We start from the raw sequence: 14,746 nt of genomic DNA on the forward strand, positions 1-14,746 counted from the left end.
AGTCTACCAGAATCAGATTCTTTGCGATTAAGTGCGGCACAGCCTAGACAAACCTTTCTACATCGTGGTGTCTAGTTAACAGTTGAATGAGCTATGCTCTTTATATAATTGAACAGAAATTCCTTATCGTTCTACTTCTAGAAAACAAATTTCGTTCCAACTTATTTCTTTCGATTTATCCTTATTTTTGACCTTTACTTTTTCAGATTCTACTTTAACTAATGTTCCTTCCATCATCCTATGGTCATTGGTTTTCACTTTAATATCCTTACCCAAATAATGTTTCAGATGCATATGAAGTGAAAGCCCAAAGAATAAATTGACTAATTCAGGGTTCTTTGAAACAAAGTCCCCAAAGTTCAGGACCATTTCTCTTCTCGTAGTCCGATCTGCATGAAGAAACTCTTGTTCATCATGTTTATGGTGTTTCGTTATTTTGACTCGTGAGGACGGGAAAAACCATCTAAGACAATCTCGAAAGAACCGTTTGAATTTCCGAAAATATTTTCTAAATCTCGAGATCTTTACTCCTCTAGTATTTCGATTCTCATCCAACTTTTCCTTAGCATGATGTTTAGATTCTTCCTTTGAAATTGATATAAGCCTCTCATACAAAATAAATACATCATTCCCTAGTACGTTTAGTTGGATAAAATTCCTGCCTGCTGTAACGAATGTTCCCGTTATCTCTACTCCAACTTCTCCTAAACAAGATTCTTTATCTTCAGATTTGCTATCTCCACATTTCAATTTTACTTTTATACATACGCCCTCAAGCTGAAGGAAATGCAGTTGCAGCTGCCTCGTATTATCCGGATTACTCTCATTCCCTAGAGAACGAAGCAAATCATTTGCTGCTTCAATGCAACGTTGCAGCACTTCTAGTTCATCAGGTGGAAGCGGACTATTGGGAGAAGTAAATCGTTTAGTTGGAATTTTTTTGGGACAATCACATGGGCATTCAGCATAATCAACACAAGGACAGTTTATACTTTGACAATTAGGACATTTGTTCATTTCAAATCATCCTTATCAACCTTACCAGTTTTTAGTTGAAGCGGCTTCAATAGTTCGGTTTTATCCTTTAGAACCCGCATGATACCCCACATCCCTAATTCAATATCCCATCTGATTAGACCTGAACGATATAAATAATCTCCTGCTTCCCGTAATAAACCGCCAGCGCCGTAGAGTAATTCAAAATTATCGTTCGAACCTACTGTGTTGAAACCATCAGCAGATATAATAGAAGAATTCATATCCTCCCGGCTTCTGAAGAATTTATGGCCATGGATGGTAAAAGTATGCGTCCTAGGCTTATCAGAAGGAAATACAAACCGAAACGTCACTGGATCCCCAGGATAGGCTAAAAATAAAGGTGTAGCCGGATCTCCATTCTCTTTTCTTGAACTGAATACTTTATACACTTCGTTAGGATGATCTATACGATGATGGAACCTCTCTGTACGATAGTTGAACCCTCTTGAACCTTGATCTTCAGGATCCGCTAATTCTTCTTCTGGCTCAACAAAAAGCGGTTCCGGATCAATGATTAGTTTTCCCTTCTTATCAACAAGTCTTACCCCATCATGCATTAAGAGAGCAAACTCTCTAAATTCATATAATAAAGGATTTGAAATAACAACTTGGCTGCCTGTATATACTTCCTCTCTCGTCATTGGGTCTAGATAATTCGATCCCCTAGGCTCTGCAATCAGCATGCCAAAAGCTCCATGATGGCGATGATTTCGAACATCTGCCATATCCCAAAGATTGGCTGATCCAAAGTCGCGGTCGATATACCAGTGATAGGTTATACTTTGCCCTGGAGCGATGGTCTGGTCATGATTAAACCCAACCGTTGCACCATCCGAATACCTTACATCGTATATCACATGTTGAGCATGCAGGGATATACGCTTTGATGGAGGAGATGGAGCATTTACGGGCACAAACGGATATCCATGTCTTTTCTCATGATGGAAGTGGTCTTCCAATCGATTATGAAGGGTTATTTCTACCCATTCACCGGTATTAGCCCGAATAATAAGAGGCTCTGGGTTTATATCCCCTTTCAAGATTTTGGGCACATCATCTTTATGGGCGAAGATAATGCCATAAGGATCGTGATCCCCAGCATCGTTATACTGGATCGAAGTATTTAATGCAACGACTTCATACTTTCGAACTGCAACATTAGGCGGGTATGGCTGTTTCGGTTGTTGAGCGATTGGAGGTTTCTTCCCAGTTGGGCTTGGTAAAGGTTCTTCTCGCTTTGGAGGCGGCTCCCTATCTGGCAGCGGAATCAAGTGCGGTACCTTCTTTTCAAATGTCCTAAAAATTCCCCAGTTGCCTAACCAAATGTCATCAATACTTCCGTAATGATAGAGCATGTCGAAGTCGCCTTCCCCTTCGATATTAAATTCCAAGGTAAACGAATCGGCTATGACAAGATGTTGCTGCTGATCGATTTCTGAATCTAAATCCAGTCTTTCTCTATGCCAGCGCTGGCGATGAAGATTAAAGCTATGCGATTCTTCATGCGCCCCTTGAAGAAGACGAATACGAACAGGATCTCCATTATAGGTTTGTAACATCGGCGTTACAGGGTCACCATGGATCCAAGAACTAAACACATAAGCAGGATCGCAATCCGGCTCTTTTAAACGGAACTGAATGGGTTCATTTCGGTAATTAACTCCCATTACTCCTGGATCATCGGGGGACCCTGGAAACGGAGGCGGATTTAGAGGACAGCCGTCTTTATCAAATAGCAGGGCAAAATCCTGTACAAATAAATTCAGCTCACGAAAATCTGGTATTAATGGATTTATGATGGTTGCCTGAGTTCCTGATTTAATCTCCTTTCCTGTGTGTGAATCTAAGAATCTTGAACCTCTTGCTTGTACATTAATACTTGCAAAAACACCATGCTGCTGATGCTCGTTAGCAAATAGATGATCATGCCAAAAGGTCGCTTTTAATTCAACATCAGCAAACCATTGGTAACGGATCGTTTCACCCGGAAGAATCCCCGAATCATAGTTCCAGCCAACATTGGCTCCATCTGCTACAAGAACGTCAAATTTAACAAAGTGAACATGCATGCCTGCCTCATAGGTTCGATTCACTAATTGGAAGGCATTTCCACCAATTGTTTCAGGTAATTTATTGGTGAATTTAAAATGAATACATTCACCCGCATTTGCCCTTAAAACAAGTGGTTCTGGTGCCTTTCTTCCCGCAAGTACATCCGCTTCATCTTCTGCCAACACATATAATCGGCCTTCCGGATCATGCCATCCTTGATTATTATAAATAATCGGCATTTGCATCAAGACAACATGAAATTCCCTTTCAGGTGTTACATTCGGTATACATGGATTAACAAATACCGCTCCCGGCTGGGCATTTGGTGCGAAAGAATTCTTTTCAATCCTAGTGGCTTCTCTTCCTCCCACAATCCCAAGTGGCGGACGTGGCGCTTTTGATCCAACAATCCCGGGAATAAATCCTGGAAATCCTGGTTTCTCCGGCGTCGGCCTTGGAGGCAATGGTCGGCCAGGCAATGGTTGCAGTGCCTTAATGGGTAAACCATTCGGATAACATTGACTGCCATCCTGTAAGGTATCAAAATTACGTTGCATTCCCCACATTCCCTCACCAAAGTGTGGATAAAGATGACAGTGTATAATCGCATCGCCCATTGCACCTTGTAAGCTTCCTGCCCCATAAAGAGGAGAAACCGTATAATGAGTTTGCGGGGAAATGGCCTGTACATCGACTAGCTCCGAGTCCACATCTGTTGGTTCAAATAACCATTGATGGACATGGTAATGAAAGGAATGCGTTTCTTGGACACCGGCATGAACCAGCCTGATCTTGATTGGATCTCCAACATAAGCTCGCAGGATAGGAGTATCAGGATCACCGAACACCCATGAATCATGATGGACCTCTTCACCTTCACAATCCGGACAAACGACCCCCTCCTGAATCAATCTCATCCTATTACGCATCGGCTCAGCACGATAATTGATTAAATGTGTTGCTTCTGGCTGAAGAGTGTGGGGACTAATAGGTGCTTGTCCTGTTAAATCATCCACTTCCATTTCATCATGGAAAAACCAGCCGAATTCTCGAAAGGAAGGAAGCAGCTTGTTATGCACATCAGCGAAACAGCCGCTTTCAATCGGCTTACCTGTAATAGGATCCGTCCACCAAGAGCCTCTCGGTTCTACGAAAAGAGCGCCAAATAAGCCATGTACATTACTGCCTAATTCACTTGATAATGTGTTGCCTAAATCTGAAAAGAAATGAACTCCTTCCTTATGAACTTTCCACTTATAAATGATTTTTTCATTTGGTTCAACGGTCGTGTCTGGATTTATCCCAACAAAGGCCCCATCAGAAGTAAACACTTTATATTCAGCATTTTGAATGTGCATGGAGGTATTAAACGGGAGTTTGTTTTCAAAGGTGACTTCAATATCATCGCCTTCATTCGCACGAATCACGAGTGGCTCTACTAAATCGACGGGAGTAAATGGATGATATTTCACCTTTTTTTGTACAATGTTCTCATTTTCCTTCAGAACATACATCATGCCATCGGGGTCATGATCACCAAATTTATTCACAACCATACGAACTGATATGGCCACAATGTGAAAATGTCTAATCATCATCTTCTCCCCTAATATCAGGTATCACCGGTTTACCTGGTTTTTGAATATAAAAAACCTCAATACTATCAATATGAATATTAAACGTTTCCCCATCTAACTCGTTAACATTGGTCACCTCAGCTTTTATGACTACATAATCACCAACAACATCCATAATCTTGCCGATAATCAAGAATGGATAAGAAGCCAAGATGATAAGTGCACGCCTTTTTTTGTGCTCTTTAAATTCACGGGTAACATGAGCTTGTCTAACAGCATTAATATCATCACCTTGACTATTTAGTTGCTTTGATAAAGTATCTTTATCCAAAGAATCACATCCTAGCTTAAAAGTTTTGTATTATACAATCGGTATTACTCGTTTAGGGTCAAAAAGGCTGATGCTAACGATATGTTCAATCGGAAAACATAATGGTGTTGGAAATGTGTAAAAGGGCGCATTATGCATCTTAATAATTGGCTTGTCCATTGTAATGAAACCATTATCAACCTTCGTTACTTCCCCCGTGAAAATCGGTCTGAACGTTTGACCGAGAATATTAAGTTGACTGCTTTTCAATACAAGTAAAACATTCTTGTTCTCAAATTCTACGAATAGTTGATTTCCATCAATCATTTTTTCTGCCAAAACCATCTCTCCCTTCCTTCTATATAGTATGAATATTCAAATATATGGAAACAAAAATGAAATTAAATAATGAATTACCCCAATCAAAATAAAGGTTCTTCACAAAAAAAGATCAACTTACATTGATCTTTTTACTTTTCTTTACTGAAATGCCCCTTTTTCACCTTTGCTATTAAGCGTTGAAAATAAGAAATAAATCTTCCCTGCCTCACATAATTTATATTGTTGATGGATATTTCATGTTTTTTCTTATCCTTTATTTGAATTGAGCCGTTATGAATATTGGTCATCTTGCCTTTAATCGTATTGCCGGCCATTATGGTCACTCTTGTGCCTAGCCATAACGTTAAATTGGTATTTAATGATTCCTCAAAAAACTGCTGTTTCAAGATTTCTTTACCCGAAACAGTTTCACCGAAGTTCGTCAATATTCTTCGTCTCAGCTCCACATCATAAATGACATGTTGATGTCCGCTTGGTAGATCTGGAATTCCAAAAGGAGTTTTAGCAGAATGAATCGCATGATACGGAATCCAAATTCGCGTGAATAAAGTTTTTATCATAACAAAATTTCTACCTACAATATTCACTTTACCTACCGTCTTAATGACCTCATGTCCATCTCTTGAAAAGACCTCAACTAGCTGGTTTTTTTTATGTTTAAAAAACTTCAATAACATCATTTGCTTTTTATGATGCGGAAGATAACTTCCCAGGTTCTGCAGATTAACGCCATGAATATATTCTTGCAGCATTTTCAACTCATACAAGGGCAATGAACTTGCAGGGGAGGTAAAGCGATCTTCCTGTTTTAATTCAGGATGTTGATTTTCATACCTTTCATTGTTACTCATGTTTATCCTTGTTCCTTTCCATCCTTATTCTTCGTCAATTAGTTATTAGACATTACCTGAATAAGCCCAGAATTTCATTCAAAGGAGCCAATACTATGAGCCTATTAATCATATTGATTACTGCAAGCTACTTCATTGTTTGTTTTGTTTCTTATTCCTTCCTATATAAAGTTAGAAATTTAATTGGATATCATCTTGGGATGAATCTTGCTATGTCGAGTAGTGGAGTAATGGGGATTGCCGTCGGAACGGTCCTTGGTTTTACTTTTCCGGGTTATTATACTGAGGTCACAATTTTCACTACAGCTATTGCTATGATTATTGGGGCATTTTTTGGCGCATTGGTGGATTATCAAACATTACTTTCTGGTATTTCAAGCGGGTTAATGGCTGGAATAATGGGTCCCATGATTGGGGTTGTTGCAGATTTAGGCCTTATCACATTTTCAACGGTTCTGGTATATTTCACATTCGGTCTGCTGTGCTTTTCCATCCGTTCCTAAGGTAAGGATATTGGACTTAGATACGTTAAAATAGACACAAGAATAATAATAGCCATCATAAGGAAGAAATCTAGCATAATTAGTTTTCTTGAATCTGCATTCTTATGTTTTTTTATCGCTGTGCGTATTAGAGCAGCTATAATGATGACGAAAATTACTAGAACCACTTTCGACAGCAAGACAATTCCCCAGCCTGATAATAATTGCTCAAAGCTTGAAAGAAATGCAATGCTTGCAAAGAAACCTGTTATCGATAAAATAACCATACTCATTAGGGCGAATCTTGAAAAAAGCGGTATAAAGGATTGGACATATAATCTTTGTTTTCTCCAAAAGACAATGATAAAGGTGAGACCAGATGCCCAAATGGAGGCTGCCATTAGATGAATACTATTACTCAGTACTAAAGCAGACGATGGCTCAAATTCAAGTGAATGACCATTCAAACTTTTAGCCAAAAGAAGAATCATCACCCATCCAAGATCACACCATTCATTCCGGAACAAAACAATAAAACCAATTAGAGAAACTAAAAGAGAAACGAGCCACATCAAACCAAAATTAGTGCCAAACGGAAAGTCCGTAGCGAATGATAAGCCTTGATCGGTAAAAATATTTAATTGAATCAATATCATGGATAGTAATCCAACAAGATGTAGCATTTGAAGCACAATTCCCCAAAATAAATACTTCTTCTTCAGATCTGTGGAGTAATCTTTAATATACCTCCACCAAAATACCCAACCAATGATCAATAATAGGCCTATATAATAAATAGCTCTCATCATATAAATGAGCCATTCTGTTAAATTGACATCAGCTAATGTAAATTCTGAGTCAGAGCCAGCATCTGCCTTCATGGCGTTTTCTTCACTGCTTGGTTGCTGCGGCTCAGGTTCCATCATTGTTCCATGCCTATCCATTTGGGCCGTTGGATTCACATCAATTACATTAAAATGATACGCACCTCTTATAGGATGACCATCATTAGATGAAACTGCATAGTATTCGACCTTATAAATCCCCGTCCCTAACTCTGGGAGTTCTAACGCAATTTCTTTCTGATTATCATTCAACCGAGGCAGATTGCCTGTTACCTTCTGCTGCTTTTCATTGGTTACCTTTATTGAGGCAAGCTCTCTTTCAACTTTTTTATCAAACGTAATTACAACCTCTTTGGGCGGTGTTTCTAATTGACTATTAGGGACAGGAGATTCCTTAACAACAAAAGAATGTCCCAGTACTTTGTCAGAACTCATAAATAATAAGAATGAGGTGAAAAAGAGAAAAATAATGAACAGTTGTTTGAATTTAATCATCATAATACCCCCTATCTGGAAAGACCTTAAAAAACGTTTTCCTCCTCACTAAGCTGCTTTTCCCATAAATTAAGTTGGAGAATTCTGCTTTCTACCAGACATTCATTCACCCATATTTATTCATAGGCTCTGTCAACATGATGATTGACACAAACGGACCCCTTCAGGTTATTTTCGTTCTGCAACATCGGTTTGATCTTTCCTTACAGCTGCTCTACAACAGTCGATTTCATCACATGAATGAAGGAAAACAATCAATAAATCTTAACAAGCAGAACCAATTTAGAAAGCAGACTTCAATGATATTGATTTAAGCAACAGACCGATTTGCACTGAACAAAGATGGCATCCTTCCCGATTCGTATACTATTCTATATGATCTCAAATTCATCCTATTCACAATGGAGGACACCACCAAATAATCGACGATACCAGAGACAACAACCAACGCATTACATTGGACTAACCAATGCTCAAGCTAGACGCACACATTAGATAAAGGGTGCATCTTTATTCAAGAAAACACAAAGATCTCCCTTCTATTTGATAAAAGAGGTTTCGACTAAATATTTATCTTGATGAACTCTGCCTTCATTTAACCAGTGAATCTGACTGATTTTATCTTTCAAAATCGTTACAATCACTCCGTTCTCCTTTAAAAGATCAATATAATCAATACCAATATTATGAATTTCCCCTTTGATTTTATTGTCTTCTGCACAAAGAGTCGTTTCAATTTCTACTTCATGGCCTTTAAGTTCGATTAATTTAAAATTCATGGAGTCTGTTAGTCCTGCTAAATTAATCTCAAAAAAATGTCCGCAGTCAACACAGTCAAAGCGTGGAAAATGAACAGGAATTCGATATCGCCCTTTCATGATAGGATGGTTTTGATTCCTTCCACGTTCACCACAATAACAATGCTCAGATTTCAAACTTATAACCTCCTTCCCCATTTTATTATTTCAATATATGTAATAAGCTGACTCTTTGAAAGGGATTAGTGCACAGGATGATACCCATATCTTAGATTCAATTCCCATACAACAGACTATTGAGAATCACAGCAAATGACTATAAATTTGCCTAACCAATCAATAATAAGTTAGGCAAATAAATCTCCACAAAAAAAGAAGACAGCGTCAGCTGTCTTCTCTTCTTTCATTATATTAAACTCCCTTATATGCTGCTTTCAAAATGTCTTCTAGCTCTGAGATAAGCGGCAATTTAGGGTTGGCTGTTGTACATTGGTCTTCAAATGCACGTTCTGCCAAGCGGTTTAGTTTGCTGTCTAGTTCATCTTTTTGTACGCCTTGGCCTTTCATGCTCATGTCAATGTCGAGTGATTTACCGAGTTCGATGACAGCATTCACTAGAGAATTGACGCCTTCTTCTGTTGTAGAAGCAGGGAGTCCGAGCATTCTGGCGATTTGTGCATAGCGTTCATCTGCGCAGTAGCTTTCGTATTTAGGGAAGAGGGCGTGCTTCCTTGGACGAATAGCGTTGTAGCGGATGACATGCGGCATTAGGATGGCGTTGGCACGGCCGTGCGGAATGTGGAATTCTGCTCCGATTTTGTGCGCAAGGCTGTGGTTAATGCCTAGGAATGCGTTAGAGAATGCCATTCCGGCCATGCAGGATGCGTTATGCATTTTTTCACGTGCTTCTTCATCCTTGTTGTTATCATAGGATGCTTTCAAGTATTTGAACACGAGGTCGATTGCTTTTAGGGCAAGACCGTCTGTGTAGTCACTCGCCATTACGGATACATAGGCTTCAATCGCATGAGTTAGTACGTCCATACCTGTGTCAGCCGTGATGCTTTTTGGTACGGTCATGACGAATTGAGAGTCGATGATGGCCACATCAGGTGTTAAAGCGTAATCCGCTAATGGGTATTTGACGTTTGTTTCTTTGTCTGTGATAACCGCAAATGGTGTTACCTCTGATCCTGTACCGGATGTAGTTGGGATGGCAACGAATTGCGCTTTTCCACCTAGTTCTGGATATTTGAAGGTACGTTTACGGATATCCAAGAATTTTTGTTTGATGCCGAAGAAGGTTGTTTCAGGCTGTTCATAGAAGAGCCACATTCCTTTTGCAGCATCCATTGCGGATCCTCCGCCGATGGCGATGATGACATCCGGCTGGAAGGCATGCATTAATTTAGCGCCTTTGAATACTGTTTCATCACTTGGGTCTGGTTCTACATCTGAGAACATTTCTACCGCTTCAATGCCTTTGTTTTTACGTAAATATTCTTTTACGATGTCTATATATCCGAGGCGGACCATCCCTTCATCGGTTACGATGAAGGCACGTTTGATACGAGGCATTTTTGCCAAGTATTGTGTAGAATATTTTTCGAAATAAACTTTAGGCGGCAATTTGATCCATTGCATGTTATTGCGGCGTTGAGTCATTTTCTTCACATTGATTAAGTGAGTTGCAGATACGTTCTCTGATACAGAGTTATTTCCGTAAGATCCGCAGCCTAGTGTCAGGGAAGGAATGAAGCCGTTGTAGATGTCACCGATACCGCCTTGTGCAGATGGAGCATTGACGATAATACGGCAAGCTTTCATTCGTTTTCCGTATTCCATTTGTACATCTTTATCTGTGCTGTGAATAACAGCAGAGTGTCCAAGACCGCCAAGGTTCAGCATGTTCATGCATGTTTGGTAGCCTTCCTCAGTAGAATTTACGCGGATGCAGGCAAGCACTGGGCTAAGCTTTTCTCTTGATAGCGGGTAATCAGCACCTGCTCCTTCAAGTTCAGCAATCAATATTTTTGTATCAGCTGGTACTTTAAAGCCTGCCATAGCTGCGATTTCAGCTGCAGGTTTACCAACGATGCCAGGGTTTACGGCACATGTATCTTTATTAATAACTAGTCGTTCTAGTTTTTTCAATTCAGTTGCATTGACGAAGTGGCAGTTATTGAGGATGAATTCATTTCTCACTTCATCATAGATTTCCGTGTCAACGATGATGGCTTGCTCTGAGGCACAAATCATTCCGTTATCAAATGTTTTAGAGAGGATGACATCATTAACGGCACGTTTGACCTTAGCTGATTTTTCAATATAACAAGGGACATTTCCTGGGCCAACGCCAAGTGCTGGTTTACCAGTAGAGTATGCAGATTTGACCATGCCAGCTCCGCCTGTTGCTAATACTAGTGCAACATCCTTATGGTTCATAAGCTGTTTTGTTGCTTCAATGGAAGGCTTCTCAATCCATTGAATACATCCTTCAGGAGCTCCTGCTTTGACTGCTGCATCGTGTAAGATTTCTGCTGCTCGCTTAGAAGACTCTTGCGCAGATGGATGGAAGGCGAAAATAATTGGGTTACGCGTTTTGATAGAGATTAATGCTTTGAACATCGTGGTAGAAGTAGGGTTTGTAACTGGTGTTACACCTGCAACGATTCCCACAGGCTCAGCGATTTCAACAACGCCTGTTTGCTCATCTTCATTGATGACTCCGGCTGTTTTGTTGTATTTAATGCTGTGCCAGATGTATTCAGTTGCAAATATGTTTTTGATGCATTTATCTTCGTAGATTCCGCGGCCTGTTTCTTCCACTGCCATTTTTGCTAGCGGCATATGCTGGTCAAGACCTGCGATGGACATTTGATGAACGATTTCGTCAATTTTCTCTTGATCAAAGGTTTCGAGCACATGTAGAGCTTCTTTCCCTTTCACAACCAATTCATCAATCATTTCCGTTACAGATAGGACTTCTTCAATTTCTCTTTCTTTAATAGCCATGGATAGTTCCTCCCTATGGAATACTCTTTCGGGGCAATTATTGTCCCTCATGGTCAATTACTGTCCCTTTCAGACTAAAAAATATAACCTCATCTGATACTTTTATTTTATCTGAAAAATCATCATTTGTCTTTGGCAATTTTGTGAAACATTTCACAAAGATAGGAGCTCAATCACTTTCTTTCCGTAATATCAGGAAGAAATGTTAAAATTAGTGTGGAATACCACAATCACAAGCAATATATGTACAGAAAGGAGATTTCTATGTATAAGAAAGCATTGCTCTCCATTCCGCTCCTCTTCTTATTAGGGGCATGCTCCTCTGATGAAGAAACGAACACTGCAAATGTGACCGAAGAAGAACGGATTTACCAAAATAACTGCGCCTCCTGCCACGGCAAGACGCTGGAAGGCTATGCAGGACCTGAACTTGTGAACATTGGCACCAAAATGGACAAGGATGAAATACTTGAGATGATCAATAAGGGCGGACGGGGCATGCCTGCAGGAATCATTAAGGGTGAAGAGGCTGAGAATGTCGCAGCATGGCTGGCCGAGAAAAAATAAATACTTTGCATGAAGTGCAAACTCTGCTGATTAAACGGGGCATATCAATGTCCCGTTTTGTTGTTCCTGTTTACATTTCTTTCGTTATTATCTTTACTTTCTTTAGTTACAAATGGTTTTCTCCAAGCTTTGCGCCTCCTATAATTAGCCTTGTTCCGGAAACAAGCTGTTCAGCCACAATCAATATTGTGAAGTTATTCACATTAACTGGAGGTATTCATCAATGAATCTATTTGATATTTTTAAAACCACCTTATCAGATTCAGCGTTCATCGGTGCGATTGCATCTACTGTTCTAATCATTCTGTTAGGTTTCTTCTTAAGAAAAAAAGAAATTTTCTCCTCTCAGGTTAGCAAGCTCCTCAGTAATGTTGTATTAACGGTAGCTTTACCTGCTCTTGCGTTTAATGCCTTTATGCAGGATATCAATCCTGAAACCTTAAAGCAGGGCATGAACGTACTCATTTGGGGAATTGCCATTTACATTATTTTAATCTTTATCTCTAAGCCTTTCTTCCTTCGCTATCATGCAGACAAGCAAGACACATTGCGTGTATTGACGATTTTCGGCTCCACTACCTTTTTTGGTATTCCAATTGTCAGTGCCATTTATGGTCCTGTCGGAGTTATGTTCAGCTCCATTTTCAATATCGGGTATCGTATCTTCCTTTATTCTTATGGATATATCAAAATGAGCGGTTTGAAAATGGAACTGAAAAATATTAAAACGATGTTCCTTAATCCGATTGTCATTGCGACATTCGCTGGTCTTTTCATCTGGATCTTCCAAGGCTATATGCCGCAGGTGACTGTTACAACAGCTGAAGGAACTGCCGCTTCAGTGGCGTTCTTGCGAATTGACCAAACAGCTATCTGGCTACATAAGCCAATGACCTACTTAGCTAATATCGCTTCTCCGCTTGCATGGCTTTCCATCGGGGCAACTTTAGGGGAAATCAGCTTTAAATCAGCAGCATCTTGCAAAACTTCTTGGTACTACAGCTCCATTAAAGTATTGCTCGTACCAGCGATCAATATTGCTTTCCTTGCTGTTTTGACAGTAACGAACATTCTGCCTGTCAGCTTTGAAGCTCTTGCAACAATTGTTATCATGATGGCTACACCTACGGCAACAGTTGCAGCTGCTTATGCCATCAGCTTTGATAAAGAGGCCATTATGGCATCAAACGCCTCGCTTCTTTCTACCATCACAGCTGTTCTGCTTACGCCATTTTGGATTATTATTCTTGAAATCATCAATAAGGTCGGTCTTTTCTAATAAAGCCCGACCATAAAAGGAGATAAAACCATGATTAAAATTGCCTGTTATGGAGTTCGTCCTAACGAAGTTCCATTCTTCCATAAGCTGAATAAACATAACTATGAGCTTACCTTAATTGAAGATCTATTAACTCATCAAAATGTGGATACAGCAAAGGGACATGATGCTGTCCTTTTACGAGGAAATTGTATTGCTGATGAAATCAATCTAAAGAGATTGTCCCACTATGGAGTTAAATACGTATTTACCAGAACGGTTGGCTACAATCACATTGATTTGAAGGCAGCAAAAAAATACAACATGCCAGTGGCACACGTTCCATCCTATTCTCCAAATGCGATTGCTGAATTAACATTAACGCTCGCTATGATGCTTCTGCGTCGTACTGCTTATACAACAGTTAGAACTGCTCACAAGAACTTCCTTGTAGATAGCACGATGTTCAGCAAAGAGATTCGCAATTGCACAGTCGGTATCATTGGTACAGGCCGCATCGGCTTAACTGAAGCGAAATTATTTAAAGGCCTCGGGGCAAATGTAGTAGGCTACGATATTTTTGAAAATGAAGCTGCTAAAGAAGTGTTAACCTACATGGATTTAGACTCCTTATTGCAAGCCAGCGATATCGTAACGATCCACGTCCCTTACATCCCTGGCCAAAACGAGAACATGATCAACGAAGAATTCCTTTCAAAAATGAAGCGCGGCTCCATTCTAATCAATACGGCTCGCGGTGAATTACAAGATAACAAGGCAATCTTAAAAGCACTAGAAAGCAATCATCTAGACGGTTTCGGCACAGATGTCTTTGCTAACGAAACAGATATCTTCTTTAAACAGTTTGAGCCTTGGCACTCATTCCCGGACCCAACTGTTCAAAAACTGGTGGAAATGTATCCGCGTGTCCTTGTTACGCCTCATGTGGGATCCAATACGGATGAAGCTCTTTCTAACATGATTGAAACAAGCTTCAATAATTTCTACGCCGTATTAACGGACGGCCAAGCAAAGCATGAAGTACCTATGACCGCATTTGCTTAATTGAACTTCGACCATACCCAAAAAAGGGCTGCCCCAACAGTCAGTGAAGATTGATTGTTGGAGCAGCCCTTTCTCATTAACAAAAATTCAA

Annotated in this window: 12 protein-coding genes; 4 read left to right on the forward strand and 8 right to left on the reverse strand. The window is 39.9% G+C overall.

All coding sequences use genetic code 11. The features are described from left to right. Positions 1 to 123: 123 nt before the first annotated feature. The 5 genes from ACI35L_RS02630 to ACI35L_RS02650 all read right to left on the reverse strand — a co-directional run bounded on the left by ACI35L_RS02630 (position 124) and on the right by ACI35L_RS02650 (position 6,170). A complete protein-coding gene (locus tag ACI35L_RS02630) occupies positions 124 to 1,017 on the reverse strand; it encodes a hypothetical protein (protein ID WP_049669640.1) in 894 nt (297 codons plus the stop codon). Beyond that, the gene (locus tag ACI35L_RS02635; protein ID WP_439802176.1) at positions 1,014 to 4,685 is read right to left on the reverse strand and encodes a multicopper oxidase domain-containing protein; all 3,672 of its coding nucleotides are present in this window, start codon (positions 4,683 to 4,685) and stop codon (positions 1,014 to 1,016) included. Before ACI35L_RS02635 ends, ACI35L_RS02630 begins: the two co-directional genes overlap by 4 nt. Next, positions 4,678 to 4,998 carry a hypothetical protein gene (locus ACI35L_RS02640; protein WP_439802171.1) on the reverse strand — a complete coding sequence of 107 codons (321 nt, stop codon included), beginning with the start codon at positions 4,996 to 4,998 and terminating at the stop codon, positions 4,678 to 4,680. Before ACI35L_RS02640 ends, ACI35L_RS02635 begins: the two co-directional genes overlap by 8 nt. Before the next feature lie 30 nt (positions 4,999 to 5,028). Further along, complete coding sequence (locus ACI35L_RS02645) at positions 5,029 to 5,316, reverse strand: hypothetical protein (RefSeq protein WP_082197232.1); 288 nt, start codon at positions 5,314 to 5,316, stop codon at positions 5,029 to 5,031. A 131-nt stretch (positions 5,317 to 5,447) separates the two neighbouring features. Next, positions 5,448 to 6,170: a hypothetical protein gene (locus tag ACI35L_RS02650; RefSeq protein WP_049669636.1), complete on the reverse strand. Its 723-nt coding sequence runs from the start codon at positions 6,168 to 6,170 to the stop codon at positions 5,448 to 5,450. 95 nt (positions 6,171 to 6,265) lie between these two features. Here ACI35L_RS02650 and ACI35L_RS02655 point away from each other — a divergent pair, with 95 nt between their 5' ends. Beyond that, positions 6,266 to 6,673, forward strand: a complete 408-nt coding sequence (locus tag ACI35L_RS02655; protein WP_049669635.1) for a hypothetical protein — start codon at positions 6,266 to 6,268, stop codon at positions 6,671 to 6,673. Here ACI35L_RS02655 and ACI35L_RS02660 read toward each other — a convergent pair. The 3 genes from ACI35L_RS02660 to adhE all read right to left on the reverse strand — a co-directional run bounded on the left by ACI35L_RS02660 (position 6,670) and on the right by adhE (position 11,765). Further along, positions 6,670 to 7,995, reverse strand: a complete 1,326-nt coding sequence (locus ACI35L_RS02660) for a copper resistance CopC/CopD family protein (protein WP_439802172.1) — start codon at positions 7,993 to 7,995, stop codon at positions 6,670 to 6,672. The genes ACI35L_RS02655 and ACI35L_RS02660 overlap by 4 nt on opposite strands. A gap of 536 nt (positions 7,996 to 8,531) precedes the next feature. Beyond that, positions 8,532 to 8,927: a hypothetical protein gene (locus ACI35L_RS02665; RefSeq protein WP_049669633.1), complete on the reverse strand. Its 396-nt coding sequence runs from the start codon at positions 8,925 to 8,927 to the stop codon at positions 8,532 to 8,534. Between the two features lie 234 nt (positions 8,928 to 9,161). After that, positions 9,162 to 11,765: a bifunctional acetaldehyde-CoA/alcohol dehydrogenase gene (adhE, locus tag ACI35L_RS02670; RefSeq protein WP_049669632.1), complete on the reverse strand. Its 2,604-nt coding sequence runs from the start codon at positions 11,763 to 11,765 to the stop codon at positions 9,162 to 9,164. A 264-nt stretch (positions 11,766 to 12,029) separates the two neighbouring features. Here adhE and ACI35L_RS02675 point away from each other — a divergent pair, with 264 nt between their 5' ends. The 3 genes from ACI35L_RS02675 to ACI35L_RS02685 all read left to right on the forward strand — a co-directional run bounded on the left by ACI35L_RS02675 (position 12,030) and on the right by ACI35L_RS02685 (position 14,655). Further along, complete coding sequence (locus ACI35L_RS02675; protein ID WP_053103706.1) at positions 12,030 to 12,332, forward strand: c-type cytochrome; 303 nt, start codon at positions 12,030 to 12,032, stop codon at positions 12,330 to 12,332. 223 nt (positions 12,333 to 12,555) lie between these two features. Next, complete coding sequence (locus ACI35L_RS02680) at positions 12,556 to 13,611, forward strand: AEC family transporter (protein WP_439802173.1); 1,056 nt, start codon at positions 12,556 to 12,558, stop codon at positions 13,609 to 13,611. Between the two features lie 30 nt (positions 13,612 to 13,641). Further along, positions 13,642 to 14,655, forward strand: coding sequence for a 2-hydroxyacid dehydrogenase (locus tag ACI35L_RS02685; protein WP_439802174.1), 1,014 nt, complete (start codon positions 13,642 to 13,644; stop codon positions 14,653 to 14,655). Positions 14,656 to 14,746 lie beyond the last annotated feature (91 nt).

The organism is Pradoshia sp. (assembly GCF_051873915.1).
Lineage (GTDB): Bacteria > Bacillota > Bacilli > Bacillales > Pradoshiaceae > Pradoshia.

Coding starts and splice junctions, on each gene's coding strand:
- ACI35L_RS02630 (WP_049669640.1), bottom strand. CDS start 1,017: ATGAACAAATGTCCTAATTGTCAAAGTATAAACTGTCCTTGTGTTGAT.
- ACI35L_RS02650 (WP_049669636.1), bottom strand. CDS start 6,170: ATGAGTAACAATGAAAGGTATGAAAATCAACATCCTGAATTAAAACAG.
- ACI35L_RS02660 (WP_439802172.1), bottom strand. CDS start 7,995: ATGATGATTAAATTCAAACAACTGTTCATTATTTTTCTCTTTTTCACC.
- ACI35L_RS02635 (WP_439802176.1), bottom strand. CDS start 4,685: ATGATTAGACATTTTCACATTGTGGCCATATCAGTTCGTATGGTTGTG.
- ACI35L_RS02680 (WP_439802173.1), top strand. CDS start 12,556: ATGAATCTATTTGATATTTTTAAAACCACCTTATCAGATTCAGCGTTC.
- ACI35L_RS02685 (WP_439802174.1), top strand. CDS start 13,642: ATGATTAAAATTGCCTGTTATGGAGTTCGTCCTAACGAAGTTCCATTC.
- ACI35L_RS02655 (WP_049669635.1), top strand. CDS start 6,266: ATGAGCCTATTAATCATATTGATTACTGCAAGCTACTTCATTGTTTGT.
- adhE (WP_049669632.1), bottom strand. CDS start 11,765: ATGGCTATTAAAGAAAGAGAAATTGAAGAAGTCCTATCTGTAACGGAA.
- ACI35L_RS02675 (WP_053103706.1), top strand. CDS start 12,030: ATGTATAAGAAAGCATTGCTCTCCATTCCGCTCCTCTTCTTATTAGGG.